The sequence below is a fragment of the Paenibacillus sp. DMB20 genome (genome assembly GCF_000987955.1).
Taxonomy (GTDB): domain Bacteria; phylum Bacillota; class Bacilli; order Paenibacillales; family Paenibacillaceae; genus Paenibacillus_AQ.
The window spans coordinates 99,707-116,797 of sequence record NZ_LAZU01000036.1 but is presented as its reverse complement, the minus strand read 5'-3'; the positions used below and the strand labels follow the sequence as shown (position 1 = coordinate 116,797).

Here is a 17,091-nt window from a genome sequence, read left to right as displayed (position 1 = left end):
AAATCCTTAAATCGTTGCCTTTTGCCTGCCGGTTTCAAGTATTGCAAGGCTTTTGGTATACATTCCCGGCGTCATTCCTTCGAATTTCTTAAAGATCCGCATGAAGGTGCTTACATCCGCATACCCTACGCGGCCGGCTATTTCGCTCACGGTCAGGGATTGTTGCGCCAAAAGCCGCTTCGCTTCCGATAAGCGGGAACGGTTGATCGTGTCCAGCAGCGTCTCGCCCGCGTGCTCCTTATACAGCCGGGACAGGTAAGACGGCGTCATTCGGAAAGCTTCCCCGATCATCGAAATATTCAGGTTGGAATCGTACAGATGCTGCTCCAAATATCGTTTGATGTCCTCAATCAGATACCGGTGATGGCTCCGCTTTTCGCTTTGAATCCACTCGCAGACCTCGCGCAGCTTTCGTTTCATCAAATCCTTCATCCGAAAAACATGTTCGCAATCCATCATCTGCTCCACTTCGGCAAAATGGTCCTCCCACAACGGCTTGCTTCCGGTGCTTACTTCTTCCAGCGTATTAAGCAGGGTGCTTCCCAAGTTATAGATAAGGCATTTGGCAATCGGTACGGAGACGGGATGAACCGAAAAATTTTGCTCGAATATGTCTTCAAGCAGCCTTTCCGCTTTGTGATAATTCCCGCTTTTTACCGCATAAATCAGCTGCTGCTCCACTGCCAGCGGATAATAATAGCGATGGGAAAGGGACCTTGAAGCCAGCGTATCCCCGTAAGCGATATATTGGCCGCCACCGAGCACAACCTTGTACTCCAGCGCGTCCAGCGCTTCAGCATAAGACCGCGCGATCCCTTCGATTCCGTGATGGACGCTTCCTCCCCCTATCGTTACCTCCGATTGGATATGCTCCCGCATAAAGCCGATAACCTGATGGGACATTTCCGACAAAAAGCGGCTTTTCTGCTCCCCATCATTCTCTACGTTAAAATTAGCGATGCAGGCCAAAACATCATTCGCTTCCGCGGTGTAAACGACGGCTATATCGGAAGCCGCATCCTGCATCACATTGGTCAGAATAAAATGAATCATCTGCTGTTCGTGCTCCCAATCCCCGCCAGTCCGTCCGGATGGTTCGAACTTCCCATAATGGTCTACCGAGATCAGCATGACGGCGAAGCTGTCGGACGGAAAATACATGTCGTGGGCGGAAAGGGATTCCTGTATAGGAACGTTTTTCTCTGAATATCCCTTTAGAAGCCTGCGGATAAAGTGGGTTCGAATCGTGCTTCGGTGTTTATGGAAAGCCGCAACCATATCTTCTTTTTCCGCAAAAAAATGCCGGATGGCATGCTCCATGAAAGAATACTCGTTCCCTCCCCCGTCATAACGGGTGCCGGAATGTTGGGAAAGGCTCTGAAGCATGGAGCGAACAGGCGTATAATTTTTGCGGAGGAATAGGAAAGCGATCAGGCCGCCCAGCAAAAAACAGACCGAGATGCTGATCCAGGTCAGTCTCCGCATATTCTCCATCTTTTCGTTAAAAACGGCTGCCGGGAGTACGGATATGTATTTCCACCCGGTTACCGGGGAGGTTATAAACGAGACGGCCGCCTCTCCCTTGTCGGAGCTTTTATAGATGACGCCCTGTTCACCCTGCAGCTGATCGTAGGTTAAATTCGCCGGCAAGCTGCCGGCATTGGGCGAAGCGGCGATAAGCCTGTTCCGGTCATCCAGAATAAACAGGCTGCCTTCCTTTTTCTGTTGAGGTACGCTCTCCATTAATTTGCTGTCTTTCATCATAAAAAGAACGGTTGCGGGCGGTTGTCCCGGGGTATTGAACACAAGGGAGTGGGCGAATACGACGACCGGGACGGAACGGGATCCGTCTTTAAACTGCATAGGCGTGTAGCTGTTGATATATTTTTGCTCGAACGGTTCGCTCCACTCCTTGAATGAAGCGGTGTCCTTCTGACGAAGCTTCTGAAACAGCCCTTCCCGGGTAGTGTGGTCAAAGGTGGAGATGACGGTATCGCTATTGCTGTACATGACGTAGATATCCTCGATGTAATCGCTTGCATTTTTGTAAGTGCGAAGGCTTTCCGATATTTGAAACAGGTCGTAATAATGCTCGTTCTGCAGCGGCAGCTCCACGCTTGAGAACCTGGAGATGTTTTTGTTCAGCGCAATTTCGAGGCTTAACCGCTTCAGCCCCTTGAACCGGTTATCGATGGTCATCTCCATTTGCTGCAGCAGCAGCGCATTGGCCCGGTTGCTCTCGGCCTTCACCTGCTCGAAAGTGACGGAATACAGGACGAAGCTGATAAGAATGGGGACAAGCAGCACGGAAACATAGGATAGCAGCCAAGTGACGACTACGCTCCGGTTATACTTGCGTAAATGCTTAAACATTCGTTTTGGCCTCCCTTCGGCTTTGCTTACGCAGGTAATCCATGGACAGATAAAAACGAGTTCATCGTCCTTTTCAAAAGGCGATCGTGTTTCTGAGAGATAAAAAGCAGCCCGTGTATGGGACAGGCTGCCTGGAACAAAAAAGTTTGCGTTATTTCGGCAATCCGTACAATCGCCAAGGCTTTCGTCCGCCGAATACATTGCATTTCCCCTGCTCCGCCGGAACTGGAGCCACTTTAAGCGGCAGTTTCCCGGATAGGCCGGGTGCATATAGCAGGGCCTCTTCGCCCTCCCTCAGCCTTAGGCAGAGAGAGCCGTCCGCTTGCGCTTCACCGGAAGCCGTGCAACTTCCATCCATTTCAAGCACATATCCTTCCGATGATGCGATCAGATCATTCGCGATCCTGCATGGCTCCCCGGCCAGACTCAAAATTCGAATCCATTCCGTACGGCCCTGCTTCCGGACCGCACTGACCAGAAACCCGCCCTCCGCTCGAAGCTGATGAAAAACGGCTTCCTCCCACGCCTCCGGCACGGCGGGAAATATCCGGATCACGTCTCCCCTGCTTTGCAGCAGCATATCGTGAATCGATTCCGCCGCGGCCAGAGGCGTCTCGATAACGGGCCCGGCTTCTTTGTACATCGTGTTCGGCTTGATCATGTGCATCAGGCTTTTGAGATAGGCCAGAGCTTCGTCGCCCATCCCCAGGAATGCCGCGATTGAGGCAGCTCCGGTCAGACTGAACCCCCGAAGGTCGCCCTCCATGCCAATCCAGTGCCGAAGCGTGCGGATAATAAGTTCGCGTTCCTCCTCACGGTCTCCAATCATATGCAGCGGAAAAGCGGCAAGCAGATGGCTGAAATGCCTGTGGCCGAATTCCAGGCTGACCCCGCTTCCAATTCGATATCCGGTTTCATCTACAGGAAACGGAACCAACCGCTCCAGCGTATCCTGCCAACGGCCAGCCAAAGGATCGTTTATACCGAGCCGTTCCGCAGCCTGAAGCAGCGTCCGGCAACCCCAACGCAGCAGTGCAAGATCGTAGTGGGTATCGGGTGCTTTCATCTGCAAAAAAGACCCGTACTCCGGCGAAACCATCGGAGGGAGATGCAGTTTACCGTTCTCAGCCTCTTCCAGCAGATGCAGATACAAGTTGACGCTGCGCCGAAGCAGAGGGAACAAAAACTCGCGCAGCATATGATCGTCCATGGCGTGTCTGTATTGCCGCCAGCAGTTATGCAGCGCCCATGTCAAATTTCCGAACTCATCGGTTACCGGACAGTTTAAATCATAGCTGCAGCTTCTTCCGAGCCCCGCCGAATCGGCACGATAAGGCTCAGGCACGTTTTGGATCAGTTGCGCTTGGTTGCCCCTCAATGATGAAACCAGAGAAAGTCCCAGCTCCAGGCGGTTGGCCGTATATACGGGGGAATAACTCATCTGGACGTTCATGTTGAACCACAGCCCCGGCCACGGGGTTGAAGTCATCCAAGGGCCCTGGTTGTCGATCGGAAGCTGATCCTCCCGCGTTGCCGCGGCAAGCTTATACATCTGTATCCAATAAAAGCTTTCGAGCGGCGTATCCGGTACGGACACAAAGCTGGCGGGATAATAATCGTGCCACCAGTTGCGGTGGGCTTGAATCCACGAGACCCATGCCGGATCGGCCAGAGGCACCTTTTCAATCTCGGTTCGTGCAGCTGCTTGAATTTCTCCGGATATGCCGTTCGACACCGTTACCAGGCAAATCTGTTTCCTATGGATTTCCGGGCCGTCACCATCCGCAGGATTATTGGATGCGGGGCCGGCTTTCCAAACGGTGGTGCAGCCCATATCCTCCCCGTAGCTTTGGACGCCTACCGATAGACCGCCATCCGATACATGTTGTACCTCGATTTCCGGAATAGGCTGGCTCAGGTTGATTCCATCCGAGTTTTTCAGAATCGGGTCCACCTCTGGGTATGCATACCATTGAAATTTGGCTCCTTTCTCTCCTTCGTCCGTTTCGGCTTCGACGGCCAGCACGGGGGACAAGGCATGGATAAACGCCCTTAGCTTAACGTAACCTTTTGTCGTTGGAATCAAGGCCCTCAGCTCGGCTTCCCACAGATCCAGCCGGATTTCGCAGGGCTGATAAATCCAGCCTTCCAGCTCCAATGCCAGCTCGCCGATCGGTACGCGGACGGGAAACCCTTCTCCGCCCGGCCGCTTGGACGTTACATCGCATCTTCCCAAAACGAACCGCAGTACGTTTCGCTTCATGCGATGTTCTTCTCCGTATACCATCGCTCCCAGCATTCCGTTGCCGAGAAAAACGCCGTCGTCCCAGCTCAAAGGCTTGGTTTTCCACAAAGGATCATGCCGGGATAAAAACGAAGGCCAATCGATATCGGTGCGGATCGGGCTATTCATCACGATTTCCCCCCTCACAGGTTTAAACTGTTCCCGACATGAGCCTGCTTGAACTCGGAAGGCGTCAAACCGGTATATTTTTTGAACACGTCGCTGAAGTACCTTCGCTCTAAATATCCCAAGGACTCGGCGATATCCTGAACCTGCCGGTCCTCCAGCAATAAGCGCTTGGCTTGCTCCATCCGTTCCTGGATGACAAACTGATTGAACGTCCGGCCCGTCACTTTCTTGAACAAATGGGCGAAGTAGCTTGTGCTTAGATGAACATGCCTCGCGGCATCGGCGCTATGCAGTTCCCTGTTCAGGTTTTCTCTTACAAAGAGCACGGCTTCTTGAATGATGTTGGCGGCTTGCGACCGGGTTCTGCGTTCGATGAGCCGACACCCCTGGACCGCGATATCCTTTAACATGTGCTCCATATCGTCTACGGAAGCCAGCGAGGCTATCGGCCTCTCGCGGATCATTATGTCCAGGTCTTCAAGATCGCCATAGGGGACTCTCTCCTGAAGCGCCCGCAGCATGATGAAGGAAATTTCATAGAACAGGCTGATCAGGTACTCGGGCTTGGGCAGCGGCTGCTGTAACGACTGTTCGTGAAAAAGCTGGTCCAGTATTTCCAGAGCTTCATCACGGCCCCCCGCCTGAAGCGCCCGGATGAGTTCCTGTTCCTTATTCCGCAGATGGGGAGGCGGAACGGCGGCCGTGAACTTCACGTCGGCGTAAGACATGACCGCGTCTCCACCCGTGTATAAATGGTATGACAAAGCCTGTATGGCTTGTTCGTAGGAAACGGAGAGATCATGGGCATGAGTCGGCAGGCCGATTCCGATCGAAACGGTATAGCGTGTAAACCTCCGGACATTGGAACAGCAATCTTCCGCAAGGTCCATGGCGGTTGCGCCCGAGGGCATGTTCAGAACAGCCGAAAAGCGGGTGGCCGTGTCCCGAAGAATGAAAACTTTGGCGCTAAGCGTTATCGTATCTTCCAGGATATTTTGCAGCGTGAACCGGACCAGCTCGCTTTCGCCAACGGAGATTCGGCTGCTTGCATCCCTGAATCCGTCGATCTCAATCACCATGACGAATAAATGACAGGGGTCCAAAACCGGATTCAAGTACGCCCACCGTCGCTTTGTCTCTTGCGGATCGGCTTTATGATGCAATAAGTAACGAAAGAATTCCTGGCGCAGAATCGGAAGACCCTCCATCACTTTTCGTTCCATCTCGGCCATCCGGTTTTCTTTGCGGCGTTCGTTCTGGATTTTTTCTTTGGCTTTCAGCACGACCTCCTCAATGCCCGACAATGAGAACGGTTTGGTGATAAAATCGAAGGCACCGAGCTGAATGGCCTTTTGGGCATATTCGAAATCGCTGTAGCCTGTCAATAAAATGACTTCGGACTGCGGAAGCAGTTCTTTGACGCGTCTCGTCAATTCCAGGCCATCCAGCTTCGGCATCCGGATGTCGGTCAGAATAATGTCCGGCCTGCAGTCATGGATCAGCGTCATGCCTTCCAGGCCATTGATCGCGGTTCCGCAGACGGTAATCCCGTGCAGGTCCCATCGGATTTGGCGAGCCATTCCCTCGATCACGGTGCGGATATCATCGATAAAACAAATTTTCAGATTCGATTCCGGATTCATGGTTATTCGCCCCCTTCCGCGTTCGTCCAACGGGGAACAACGATTCTTGCCTTGGTAAACAAGCCCGGTTCGCTTTCCAGCTGAAGTCCGGCCTTGTCCCCGTATTCCAGCTTCAACCGCAAAGACACATTATGGAGGGCATAGCCGGATGAAGCAGAGACGGGATCACGGGGCAACTCCGTGCGATCCTTAACGTGACCGGGTTCCGGCAAGCCTACTCCGTTATCCTCCACCTCCAGATATACCGCCCGCTCATCCTGCCAAATATGAATTCGAATCAATCCCCCATCGCTGCGGTCCTTGAATCCGTGCAGAATGCTGTTTTCCACGACCGGCTGAAGCAGTATTTTGAGAACGGGCTGCTGCAAATCAACATCGGCATCGACCTCTATGGAATAGTCAAAAAGGTCCTCGTAACACTTTTTCTGAATTTCAAGATATTGACAGGCATGTGCAAGCTCCTGCTTCAGGGTGGTCATCTCGCTCCCGCGATTCAGTCCGAGCTGAAACATCCGGGATAGGGAAAGAACCATTTCCTGGACATCTTCCAGCTGCTCCAATTGGCATTTCCAATAAATCGTGTTAAGCGTGTTATACAGAAAGTGAGGATTAATTTGGGCCTGCAGCGCTTTCATTTCGGATTTTCGTTTGTCTTTCTCCGCTTGCTTTACAAGATCGAACATCTGTCCGAGTTCTTCCAGCATCCGGTTAAAACGGTATCCGACCTGGGTGATCTCATCCCTGTATTCGCTTTCATAACGGACGTTCAAGTCGTTCATCTCCACCCTTTTCATTAATGATTGAAGATGATTCAGCGGTTTCATGAGAAACCGGGTCAACATTTTGGCGAAAGCAAACGAAATCAATAGGCAGCCGGCAATCACGGCCAGAATGACCATTTTGATTTGGTCCATCTGTTTCATCAGTGCGGATTTCGGGATCAGGCTGAACAGCGTCCATTCTTTGATGCCGGTCAGCTTAGTGAAGTTCACGAGATATTTTTCGGCGACGTCCTTCATCTCAAAGCTTCCGCGTTCCTCCTTTAGCGCCTTACGGTACTCCCCTTCTTGTCTTAATTTCGCGATTAACGAAGACCCGGAGGATAGTACATCCTCACCATCCGCAGCGGCAAGAAAATGCATCCCTCTCCGGTGCCCTGCCGATGAAGACAGAAGGGATTGCAGCGCATTTACTTTCACGTTCGCGGCTACGAAGATATCGTCTGCCGTTCCCGAAGAAATCCCTTCCATGAGAAAGGTGACGACCTGCTCCCGGCTAGCGAACAAAGGGTCTTCGTGGCCCGGTATCCACAGCTTCCGTTCATCGTTCTTCATCAACAGGTCGTATATCCCGGATTGATAAAAGGAATTTTCGAACAGCCGCTGCTGGCTGGTCTGATAATAATCTCCCTCGGGAGTCGCAATAAGAAGGGAGTCGATGAGCGGCTCGTATAATTTGGCTTGGACAAACGCGGCCTGAAGCGCCGATAAATGCGTATAATAGTTGTCCGCTTCCGAATAGCTGCCGTCTATTCCCACAGCCTTCCGGTATGCGGCGCTCACCATGACGGAATACACGGACTGCATCACGTGGTTAAGCTTTTCGTCCAGGACTTGAGAGGTTTTATCGAGGGTTTCCCGGCTGAGCTCATAAGCGTTGCTTTCCACCACTTGTTCGGCAATGGTATAGCTTAAGATGCCTGCGGCCGATACCGCAAAAATGACGAGGAGTATAAATGCGGTCCAGATTTTTTGTCTAAACGAAAATTTGCCCGGCTGGATCGTCATCATTCGAGCACGCCTTTGCCTTGGGGGTTCATCGGGTCAAAGTCTGGTATCGCTTTCATTTTTATCCTGCCTGCCGCCCTTTCCTGCTCCAAAGCCGCATTGTATCGAAAATTCAGGTCGGAGATGATCGAATCGAGATCGCCGCCAACCATAATGTACCTGGCAAACTCCTCCTCCCACTTCCTTCCCTGGGGTTGAACGCCATAAGGGATGGCCGGCCAGATGCCGTCATATCGTCCCGGAAGGAACGGCTCCATGCCTTCAAGTTTCGGTTTTCCCGCTTTGCTTGCCAGCGAATCCACGGACAATATTCCCAGCCCGGCCTCCTGATAGCCGGTAAGCACTTCTTCGCTGTACATGTAGCGGAGAAACTTCCAGGCGGCTTCCTTATGCCGCGACTTGCTGCCGATCGCGAGCCACCTCGTAGCTCCGATTCCTTGGTTGATCACTCCTTTATAGACGCCGTCAACAGATGGGGGCAGCGCCGCGTTCCATCGGATTTTCGCGGGGAACTGAACCTTGTAGATGCTCGGCTCGGATGAATAAGACAAGTACATGCCGATTTTGCCGTCCGCGAACTGCGCCCGCAGCGGATCGATATCAAGCGATTCCGAGCCGGGCAGCGTGCTTCCGTTCTCCATCATGGTTCGGAATGCCTGAATGACGGGTTTTAATCCGGCAAAATCATAGGTTCCGGTCGAATAATCATACCCTCGCCCGCCGATACCGCTGATCTCCGCAATAGGGACGACGGAACGGCCGAGCGCGCTGGAGGGATTTTTATAAGGAAGGGCGAAGCCGTAAATGCCTTCCGACTTTCCGAAACTTGCGATTTTCTTGGCCGCCTCCACTAACGACGGAAGCGATTTCGGAGGAGAATGAATGCCGGCTCTCTCAAACAACTCCTCATTGTAAATGAGCCGCAGCGTGGAACCGCTGCTGGGGAGGCTGTAGATTTTTCCGTCAAACATGTTGTACCCTTCAACAAAATGGTGTTCGGCAAAGCGGGTTTTGTCCTCGGGAGTCATAAATCCGTTCAAAGGAGCCACTTCTTTCCGGTCAACCATGTCCGCCAAATCGATCGGCGTAAATACATCGGGCGACTGTTCGCTGATAAAGGATAAATCCAGCGACTGGGTAAAATCGTCGGCAATGACCGTCATCTCAACCTCTATATGATCCTTGTTCGAGGCATTGAAACGTTTGACGGCCTCAAGAATATATTGGGCGTCGTGCCGTCCGGACGACCAGAACCGCAGCTTCGTTTTTCCCTGATTAAGGGCCGCTTCCGGTGATAACTCCGACCCGGTCTTGCCGAATTTGCCGGCTTCTTCATTCAGGCACCCTGTCAGCGCCAGCACCAGGCAAAACGCAGCCGTTAGCATACATCTCCCTTTTACCATAACGTTTTAACCCTCCTTGGGCTTGTAACGTATCATAACCTATGCCTGAATTACAGGGAGTGGGGAAATTGATCTGTAAAGGGAAGAAAAACAATGTTTTTTCAATTCCCCTCCACTGTAATGCTCGTTAACCTTCATGCTGTACTGCGCTGAAAGTGCGAGATGCGCACTGCGAATTCAAAGTTTCATCCCTGTCGTTGCTCCATCATTGCCGGTCCAGCTTGAAGGTCCCATCCGCCTGGGGCGCAAATTCGACCATACGCTCGATGGCGTCCATGTTCAAGGGGCCGTAGATGTGGGGAAACAGCTTTCCGGTTTCGTATAAATCCTCGTATACGATTTCCGGAACCACCTTACTTTCATCGATACAGAGCAGGAAGAGGCCGCTCTGTCCCTTATAGATGGCGTTGGCGACATCGATTACCTGCTCCGGGGTGGAGCAGTGAATAAAGCCTTCTTTCTCAAGGCTTTCCGGGGCGTATTCCCCCTCTTGCAGAGCTTTTTTCAAATAAGAATAGTGCATGATATGCAGAATCATGAATATGACCGCCTTTCAATTTTGAATGATGATAACCGCTTCAATGCTTGAAGCTGTCGATAAAACGTTTCGCGCTCTTGGACAGATAGTGGTCCTTTAACCAGACGATGCCGACCTCCGATTGAAAGTCCGCGTCCTCGATGTCCAGCATGGTGACCACGCTTCCCGGAAAGGAGGACATGACCGACTTCGGAAAGATGGTGGCGCCGATCCCGCTGGCTACAAGCGACATGATGATGGCTACGCTGGAGCATTCGCAAATGATGTTCGGTTCAAAGCCGTGGCGCCTGCATTCGTTCATCACCTGCTCGTGCATCCGGGTCGTCTTGTCCGTTTTCAGCGTCAAAAAGGGAAACCCCGCGAGATCTTTCATCGGAATGGATTGCCTGCCTTCGTAATGCGAGGTCCAGGAGCTTGGGATAACGGCAACATAGGGGTCCGACGGAAGCGGAAGCACTTCGCAGCGATCCGGGTGAGTCATGGCTTCAAAAGGCAATCTTGCCACAACCAGTTCAATCACCCTTTTTTGCAGCAGCTCTCCCAGGTAAATATGGTCCCCTTCCAAAATCTTAAAGGTAACCTGGGGATACGTTTCTCTGAATAACTCAATTCTGTTAGGCAAAAGGGAGATGCAGGATACCACCGCTCCCAATGAAAGAACGCCCCGTACGCCTTCCTCGGTTTCCTTGACTTCCTTCAGCGTTTCTTCGAACTGCGCCAATAGAATTTCCGTCCGCTGCCTTAAAAGCTCTCCTGCCTCCGTCAACTTTAAACGTTTGGAGGTACGGTCGAACAGCCGGACGCCTAGCTCCTCTTCCATCAGTTTCAACTGTCGGCTTAAAGGGGGCTGCTCCATATTCAGCTGTTTGGCGGCTCTTGTCACCTGCCCTTCCCTTGCAATGGCCAGGAAATATTTCATCTGCCGAATATCCAAAGGCCTCATCCTTCCATATATACCAGAAAGGTATGGTAATTAAACAAAATAGATACTTTAAATATACTTCTTAAAATGGTAGCATTTCAATTAAGAATATTCCGAAACAGGGAGCGATGGGAACGATGGCTAAACAGATTAAACAGATAGATATTCAATTAACCACTCAAAAAAAAGAAAAGCCGCAGCAGGATAAGCTCGGATTCGGCGTTCATTTCTCGGATCATATGTTCATCATGAATTACGCGGCCGACAAGGGCTGGCATGAGCCTCGTATTGTACCGTATCAACCGATTGTTCTGGATCCCGCTGCCAAAGTATTTCATTACGGGCAAACCATATTCGAGGGATTGAAGGCTTTCAAGACTTCGGATGGACGGGTGCTGCTTTTCAGACCGGAGCGCAACTTCGCGCGTTTGAACCGTTCCAATGAACGGCTCGGGATTCCCGCAATCGACGAGGAGCTTGCTTTGGAAGCGTTAAAAGCTTTAATCGCCGTCGATCAGGACTGGATTCCAACGGAAGCCGGCTACTCCCTGTATATCCGTCCTTTCGTCATTGCGACTCAACCGGCGCTGGGCGTGGACGCATCCACCCATTATCAATTTATCATCATCTTGTCGCCGGTCGGCAACTACTATCCGGAAGGCGTCAATCCGGTCAAAATCTACGTTGAAAACCAATACGTGCGTGCCGTAAGAGGCGGTATCGGGGCGGCCAAAACGGCCGGTAACTATGCCGCGAGCCTGAAGGCGCAGGAAACCGCCAAAGAAAAAGGCTATTCCCAGGTGCTTTGGCTGGACGGCGTGCATCAGAAATACATTGAAGAGGTCGGCAGCATGAACGTGTTCTTCAAAATCAACGGCACGGTCTACACGCCCGCATTAAGCGGAAGCATATTGGACGGCATAACGCGCAGCTCCATCATCCAATTGCTTCGGCATTGGGGAATCCCCGTTGAGGAAAGCGTCATTTCGATTGAAGACCTTTTCGCCGCAGCCAAAAACGGTGAACTGGAGGAAGCGTTCGGTACGGGAACGGCCGCCGTCATCTCCCCGATCGGCGAGCTCAACTGGCAAGACGAGCAAGTCCGAATCAACGGCGGGGTAACCGGCGAGATTTCCGGCAAGCTTTACGATACGCTGACGGGCATTCAAAGAGGCATCATCCCGGATCCGTTCGATTGGATGATCGAAGTGGAAATTTAACAAAAAAAGGTTTTCCGGGTCCTCCCCGGAAAACCTTTTTTACGTCCGTCTTGATTTTTCCATGCTTACCCCTTCACGGTTGTGCCTCACCTTAGGTTCAGGTTATAACATATTCCACAAATTGTATAAACAATGCTTTTAATCAAGCGGATTATTTTTATTTATGCGGGGTGCAATGAAAGGTTCATTGAGAGAAAATCGACATCTTGTTCCCCTGCTTTACTCTTGAAAACAATGCCCCTTTTAAAGCCAACGCGTTCATATACCTTGATCGCCCGTTCATTAAATGTAGCCACGGCAAGCTGAAAATCATGAACATCAGCACGCGGGCGGAGTTCCCCTTGCAAATAAACCCGATGAGTTCATTCTCCGGATTGAGCGCGTAGAAATAATCGCCATTCATGAAATCTTCCATCGTTTCTTCGCTGTCTTCCATATTATAAAATGAGTAAGGCCCTTCATAATTCCATTTTGCGATAGCAGATGCATGGGCCTCGATCATTCGAAAAAAACGGTACGTCATCATTTCAGTGAAATATCCTTTCAAAATGTAGTTGATGCCTTGGAGTCAGACCTCTTCTTCCAGGCGATCCCGAGCGGGCAATTCGATGGAGAAGAACAATGAATTTCCCGAAACCGCATATCGACCCTGCGCAAACACTTCACCGTCTTCGCTCTCGTTTATGGGCAGATCGCCGATAGGCGAAATCCAAACCTCATCATTCGTTTCCCGCACCCCCGTAGTTATCATCCATAGCATAAATTTTGACGGGTATTCTCACACAACCGGCCCCTGGGTCAAATATTCTTTAAAGAACCTTTCCTTGATCTCCTTCCATTCCGGCTGAATAATGCTGAAGTACACATCATCCCTGCCTTCGCCGTCCGCATTCACATAGTTGTGCCTAAAAACGCCTTCTTGGGTGGCCCCCAGCTTTAAAACGGCCTTTTGAGATCTTGCATTCTCATGATCCACGCTGAACTGAACCCTATTGAAGTTCATCGTCTCAAAAACATACTTAAGCAATTCGTACTTGCAGGCCTTGTTAATTCCGGTTCCCCGGTATTCGCTGCCGTACCACGTCCAGCCTATTTCCAACCGTTTATTCCCGAAATGAATATTCCCCAGCCTGGTCGTACCGGCGACCCCACCGCGATTCTTATCGATCACGATAAAAGGATAGCCTTGCTTCATGGCTCTTAATTGTTTCATTTCGCGTATATAGTTCTCATAGTCTTCTTCATTTTTCATCCGGTCTCCGGAATACCGCGTAATCTCTTCATCATGCAGGATCATCCGCAGTTCGTCTGTTATGCCTTCGTCAACGGGGATCAACTTTACGCGATCATTTTCCAATACAATATCCTGTCTATAAAAATCGGTATTCATCATTCATCATCCTTCTTATGGGTTGTTTTAAACATACCCCCGAGAAGGCCCGAGCGGAATGGATGGAATGTCCCTTTTTTTGTAATCCGTTACTATTTTCCCGCCCGGTATTTGTCATAGATGACAGTTTGCGTTCAAGAAGCAAAGTTTCGCTGAATATCGTCCAAAAAGCTTTGGACCGCGGGAGCCAAATACCGATTTTTCATATACGTCAAATATACCGTCCTTTTCAGGGCAGGCGAATCTATCGATTTCCGGACAATGGCGGCATCCTGCGGCTCGAACAAATAATTTTCGGGGATGATGGCAATCCCCAAATTTTCTCTGACCAAGGTCAACGCGGTCTCAAACCGTTCAATTTCAAATTTGATGTTCGGGGACGCTTGCTCCAGCCGGAAGGCTTGCAAAATATCCTCCCTCGTCTGGAATCCTTCCATGCTGATGATGAAAGGCTCCCGTTCCAGCTCTTGAAATGTAATGGACTCCTGCCTAAAAAGCGGGTGATCCCTATGCATCACAAGCACCAATCTTTCTTCGTATAAAGGGAGCGATTCAATATCTTCCTCGCAAATAGACTGGTTGGTAATGATGAAATGCGTATGGTATTTCCGCAAGGAATCGATGACGGCCTTTCTGCTCAGCACTTCGATCAACTTGATATGGATGGAAGGAAACCGATTTTGATACTCACGGATCACCTTGGGAACCCAATGCCTTACGGACTCGATCATGCCGATGATAAGCTCGCCGCTGCCCGTCAGCTTTACTTCTTCCATCTCTTTTTTCAGGATGTTCATTTGGGACAGAAGAAGAACCGATTTTTGATACAAAACTTTACCGGCGTCCGTCAGTTCGATTTTCCTCGTGCTTCGTTCAAGCAATGGCGAACCGACCTCACGCTCCAGGTTTTTAATGGCGTTGCTTAAAGAAGGCTGTGATATATGCAGCTTTTGCGCAGCTTTGGAATAACTCAACTGATCGGAGACCGTCACGAAGTAATATAATTGCTTGATGTCCAACTCGATCTTCCTTTCTCGATTTATAACTTAATGCTATAAATTTATTAATATTATATATTTTAAATAATAAGAATGTCATCATATAATAACAACAAAATATAGCTCAGCAAACGCAGAAAGGATGGGGAACATGCTAAAGAAAGTTGGAGCTGATGTATGGACCGGCCGAACGGATCATACGGAAAAAAGAAGCAGCTTTCGCTACCATCAAGTTGTTGAAGAGATAGACCTCGATCAATGGAAGGCTTCCTCTGATCCTACTTGCGCGATCCTCGGTTTTGAATGCGAGGAAGGCGTTCGGCGCAATCAGGGCAGATTGGGTGCGGCGAAGGCTCCGAACGCAATCAGGAAGGCGCTCGCAAGTCTCCCTTGGCGATTACAGGAAGGGAAGCGCATTGTCGATGCCGGGAATGTGATTTGCAACGACGAAGAGCTTGAAGCAGCCCAGGAATCGCTGGGGAATGCCGTATCGCATCTTCTTTCTAAATCGGCGGTTCCCATCATTTTGGGCGGGGGACACGAAACGCTGTACGGGCATTATTTGGGTGTCCGAAAACATATAGGAAGCGAGGCAACGCTTGGAATCGTCAATATCGACGCCCATTTCGATTTGCGCTCTTACGAGCATCAGCCTTCATCGGGCACGATGTTCAGGCAAATCTTGGAGCAGGACAAAAACAGCCGTTATTTCGTGCTTGGCATCCAACGCTTCGGAAACACGCAGGAGCTGTTCGACAAAGCGGACGAGCTCGGTGCCCGTTATATTTTGGAAGAAGATATGCATGAAGGGCGGATGGATGACATCGCTTCTGCATTGCGCGAATTCATAGAACAGCAGGATTATGTCATACTAACCCTGTGTACCGATGTCTTGAATGCGGCTTTTGCGCCGGGAGTCAGTGCTCCATCCCCATTTGGACTAACGCCGATGGTTGTCCGTACCCTGATCCGCGACGTGACAGCCAATGAGAAAACGCTTTCTTTCGATATCTGCGAGGTGAATCCGGCAGTGGACGAGAACGGCAGAACCGCAAAGTTAGGCGCCTACTTGACGAATGAAGCGATTACAGCATTTATGGGGAGGAATCTTGATGACATTAGCCCTTAATCAAGTAACTACGATATTTCTGGCGGTAGCGCTGTTAGCCCTAGGGACCGTCATTGTCAAAAAGGTCGGATTGCTCCAAAAGTTTTGCATTCCGGCCCCGGTCATCGGCGGCCTGCTGTTTGCCATCCTGGCTACAGCCCTGAAATCCGCTGGACTCGTGGAGTTCACCTTGGATACCTCGCTCCAAAGCCTGTTTATGATCACGTTCTTCACAACCGTAGGGTTGGGAGCAAGCTTTCAGCTCATCAAACTGGGCGGCAAGCTGCTTGTCATCTACTGGCTTGCCTGCGGATTCCTGGCCCTGGCGCAAAACGTGATCGGCGTCTCCCTAGCTTCGTTGTTCGGCATCCATCCCTTGATCGGAATGATGGCCGGAGCGGTATCCATGGAAGGCGGCCATGGGGCCGCAACCGCATTTGGACAAACCCTTGAAGACATGGGAATCCATTCAGCGCTGTCCATCGGGGTAGCGGCCGCTACCTTCGGTCTCATTGCCGGCGGCTTGGTTGGCGGTCCAACCGTCAAATATTTGCTCTCCAAATACGATCTGAAGCCGACCGAAACCGTTGAAGAAACCAAAAACGTTGAAGAAAACGTTCAACCGATTACCACGAATACGTTCTTCATCCAGGTACTGCTCATTACGTTCTGTATGGCCCTGGGGACGTATTTGGGAGAGCTGTTCACGTCGGCAACGGGTTTTGTTCTTCCCGGTTATGTCGGGGCCATGTTCGTGGCCGTCATCGTCCGCAACATCATGGATAAACTCAACCCGAATGCCATAGACATGAAAAGCATCAACCTGATTAGCGACGTGACCCTTGGCATTTTCCTGTCCATGGCGCTCATGAGTATCAAATTGTGGGAAGTCGCCGACCTTGCGCTGCCTATACTGGTGATCGTATTCATACAGGTTGTGTTTATCGTTCTGTTCGGCATTTTCATTCTGTTCCGTCTGCTGGGCAAAAACTATGACGCGGCCGTAATGGTTGCGGGTTTCACGGGACACGGACTCGGGGCCACGCCTAATGCCATGGCCAATATGTCCGCGGTCACGGAGCGCTTCGGGCCGTCGCGTAAAGCGTATCTGGTCGTTCCGATTGTCGGCGCTTTCCTGATTGATCTGTTCGCCATGCCCATCATCATTACGACGATCAATTTATTGAAATAACATTCCCTGAGTGTTACATGAAAGGACTTCTTCCTTCGGGCGTTTTGGCGCAGTTGCCCCAAGACTTCAAGTTGGGGAGAAGTCTTTTTTTCGCGCAATCCAAG

General features: G+C 50.8%; 14 protein-coding genes. 3 read left to right on the top strand and 11 right to left on the bottom strand.

Annotated elements, in window-relative coordinates:
- Positions 1-6 precede the first annotated feature (6 nt).
- The 7 genes from XI25_RS19585 to XI25_RS19555 form a co-directional block, all read right to left on the bottom strand.
- Entirely contained in the window at positions 7-2,373 is a 2,367-nt protein-coding gene (locus XI25_RS19585) for a helix-turn-helix domain-containing protein (protein WP_046679845.1), read from the bottom strand.
- A gap of 151 nt (positions 2,374-2,524) precedes the next feature.
- Positions 2,525-4,786 (bottom strand): glycosyl hydrolase family 95 catalytic domain-containing protein, encoded by a 2,262-nt coding sequence (locus XI25_RS19580; RefSeq protein ID WP_046679844.1) that lies wholly within the window; start codon positions 4,784-4,786, stop codon positions 2,525-2,527.
- Between the two features lie 14 nt (positions 4,787-4,800).
- A complete protein-coding gene (locus XI25_RS19575; RefSeq protein ID WP_046679843.1) occupies positions 4,801-6,429 on the bottom strand; it encodes a response regulator in 1,629 nt (542 codons plus the stop codon).
- A 2-nt stretch (positions 6,430-6,431) separates the two neighbouring features.
- The gene (locus XI25_RS19570) at positions 6,432-8,219 is read right to left on the bottom strand and encodes a sensor histidine kinase (protein WP_052759680.1); all 1,788 of its coding nucleotides are present in this window, start codon (positions 8,217-8,219) and stop codon (positions 6,432-6,434) included.
- Positions 8,216-9,619, bottom strand: a complete 1,404-nt coding sequence (locus XI25_RS19565) for an ABC transporter substrate-binding protein (protein WP_046679842.1) — start codon at positions 9,617-9,619, stop codon at positions 8,216-8,218. The genes XI25_RS19570 and XI25_RS19565 overlap by 4 nt, the downstream gene beginning before the upstream one ends.
- A gap of 205 nt (positions 9,620-9,824) precedes the next feature.
- Complete coding sequence (locus XI25_RS19560; RefSeq protein WP_046679841.1) at positions 9,825-10,157, bottom strand: DUF952 domain-containing protein; 333 nt, start codon at positions 10,155-10,157, stop codon at positions 9,825-9,827.
- Positions 10,158-10,197: 40 nt separating this feature from the next.
- Positions 10,198-11,091 (bottom strand): LysR family transcriptional regulator, encoded by an 894-nt coding sequence (locus tag XI25_RS19555; RefSeq protein WP_046679840.1) that lies wholly within the window; start codon positions 11,089-11,091, stop codon positions 10,198-10,200.
- A 125-nt stretch (positions 11,092-11,216) separates the two neighbouring features.
- Here XI25_RS19555 and XI25_RS19550 point away from each other — a divergent pair, with 125 nt between their 5' ends.
- Positions 11,217-12,299: a branched-chain amino acid aminotransferase gene (locus XI25_RS19550; protein ID WP_046679839.1), complete on the top strand. Its 1,083-nt coding sequence runs from the start codon at positions 11,217-11,219 to the stop codon at positions 12,297-12,299.
- Between the two features lie 184 nt (positions 12,300-12,483).
- Here XI25_RS19550 and XI25_RS19545 read toward each other — a convergent pair whose 3' ends face one another.
- The 4 genes from XI25_RS19545 to XI25_RS19535 all read right to left on the bottom strand — a co-directional run bounded on the left by XI25_RS19545 (position 12,484) and on the right by XI25_RS19535 (position 14,708).
- On the bottom strand, positions 12,484-12,825 hold the full coding sequence (locus XI25_RS19545) for a hypothetical protein (protein ID WP_046679838.1): 342 nt from the start codon (positions 12,823-12,825) through the stop codon (positions 12,484-12,486).
- A 42-nt stretch (positions 12,826-12,867) separates the two neighbouring features.
- The gene (locus tag XI25_RS33440) at positions 12,868-13,035 is read right to left on the bottom strand and encodes a hypothetical protein (RefSeq protein WP_160308936.1); all 168 of its coding nucleotides are present in this window, start codon (positions 13,033-13,035) and stop codon (positions 12,868-12,870) included.
- Between the two features lie 42 nt (positions 13,036-13,077).
- Entirely contained in the window at positions 13,078-13,692 is a 615-nt protein-coding gene (locus tag XI25_RS19540) for a GNAT family N-acetyltransferase (protein WP_046679837.1), read from the bottom strand.
- Positions 13,693-13,823: 131 nt separating this feature from the next.
- Positions 13,824-14,708: a LysR family transcriptional regulator gene (locus XI25_RS19535; protein WP_046679836.1), complete on the bottom strand. Its 885-nt coding sequence runs from the start codon at positions 14,706-14,708 to the stop codon at positions 13,824-13,826.
- 130 nt (positions 14,709-14,838) lie between these two features.
- Between XI25_RS19535 and hutG the strand changes: the two genes are divergently transcribed.
- Positions 14,839-15,816 carry a formimidoylglutamase gene (gene hutG, locus XI25_RS19530; RefSeq protein ID WP_152669179.1) on the top strand — a complete coding sequence of 326 codons (978 nt, stop codon included), beginning with the start codon at positions 14,839-14,841 and terminating at the stop codon, positions 15,814-15,816.
- Positions 15,800-16,987, top strand: coding sequence for a sodium/glutamate symporter (gene gltS / locus XI25_RS19525; RefSeq protein ID WP_046679834.1), 1,188 nt, complete (start codon positions 15,800-15,802; stop codon positions 16,985-16,987). Before hutG ends, gltS begins: the two co-directional genes overlap by 17 nt.
- Positions 16,988-17,091 lie beyond the last annotated feature (104 nt).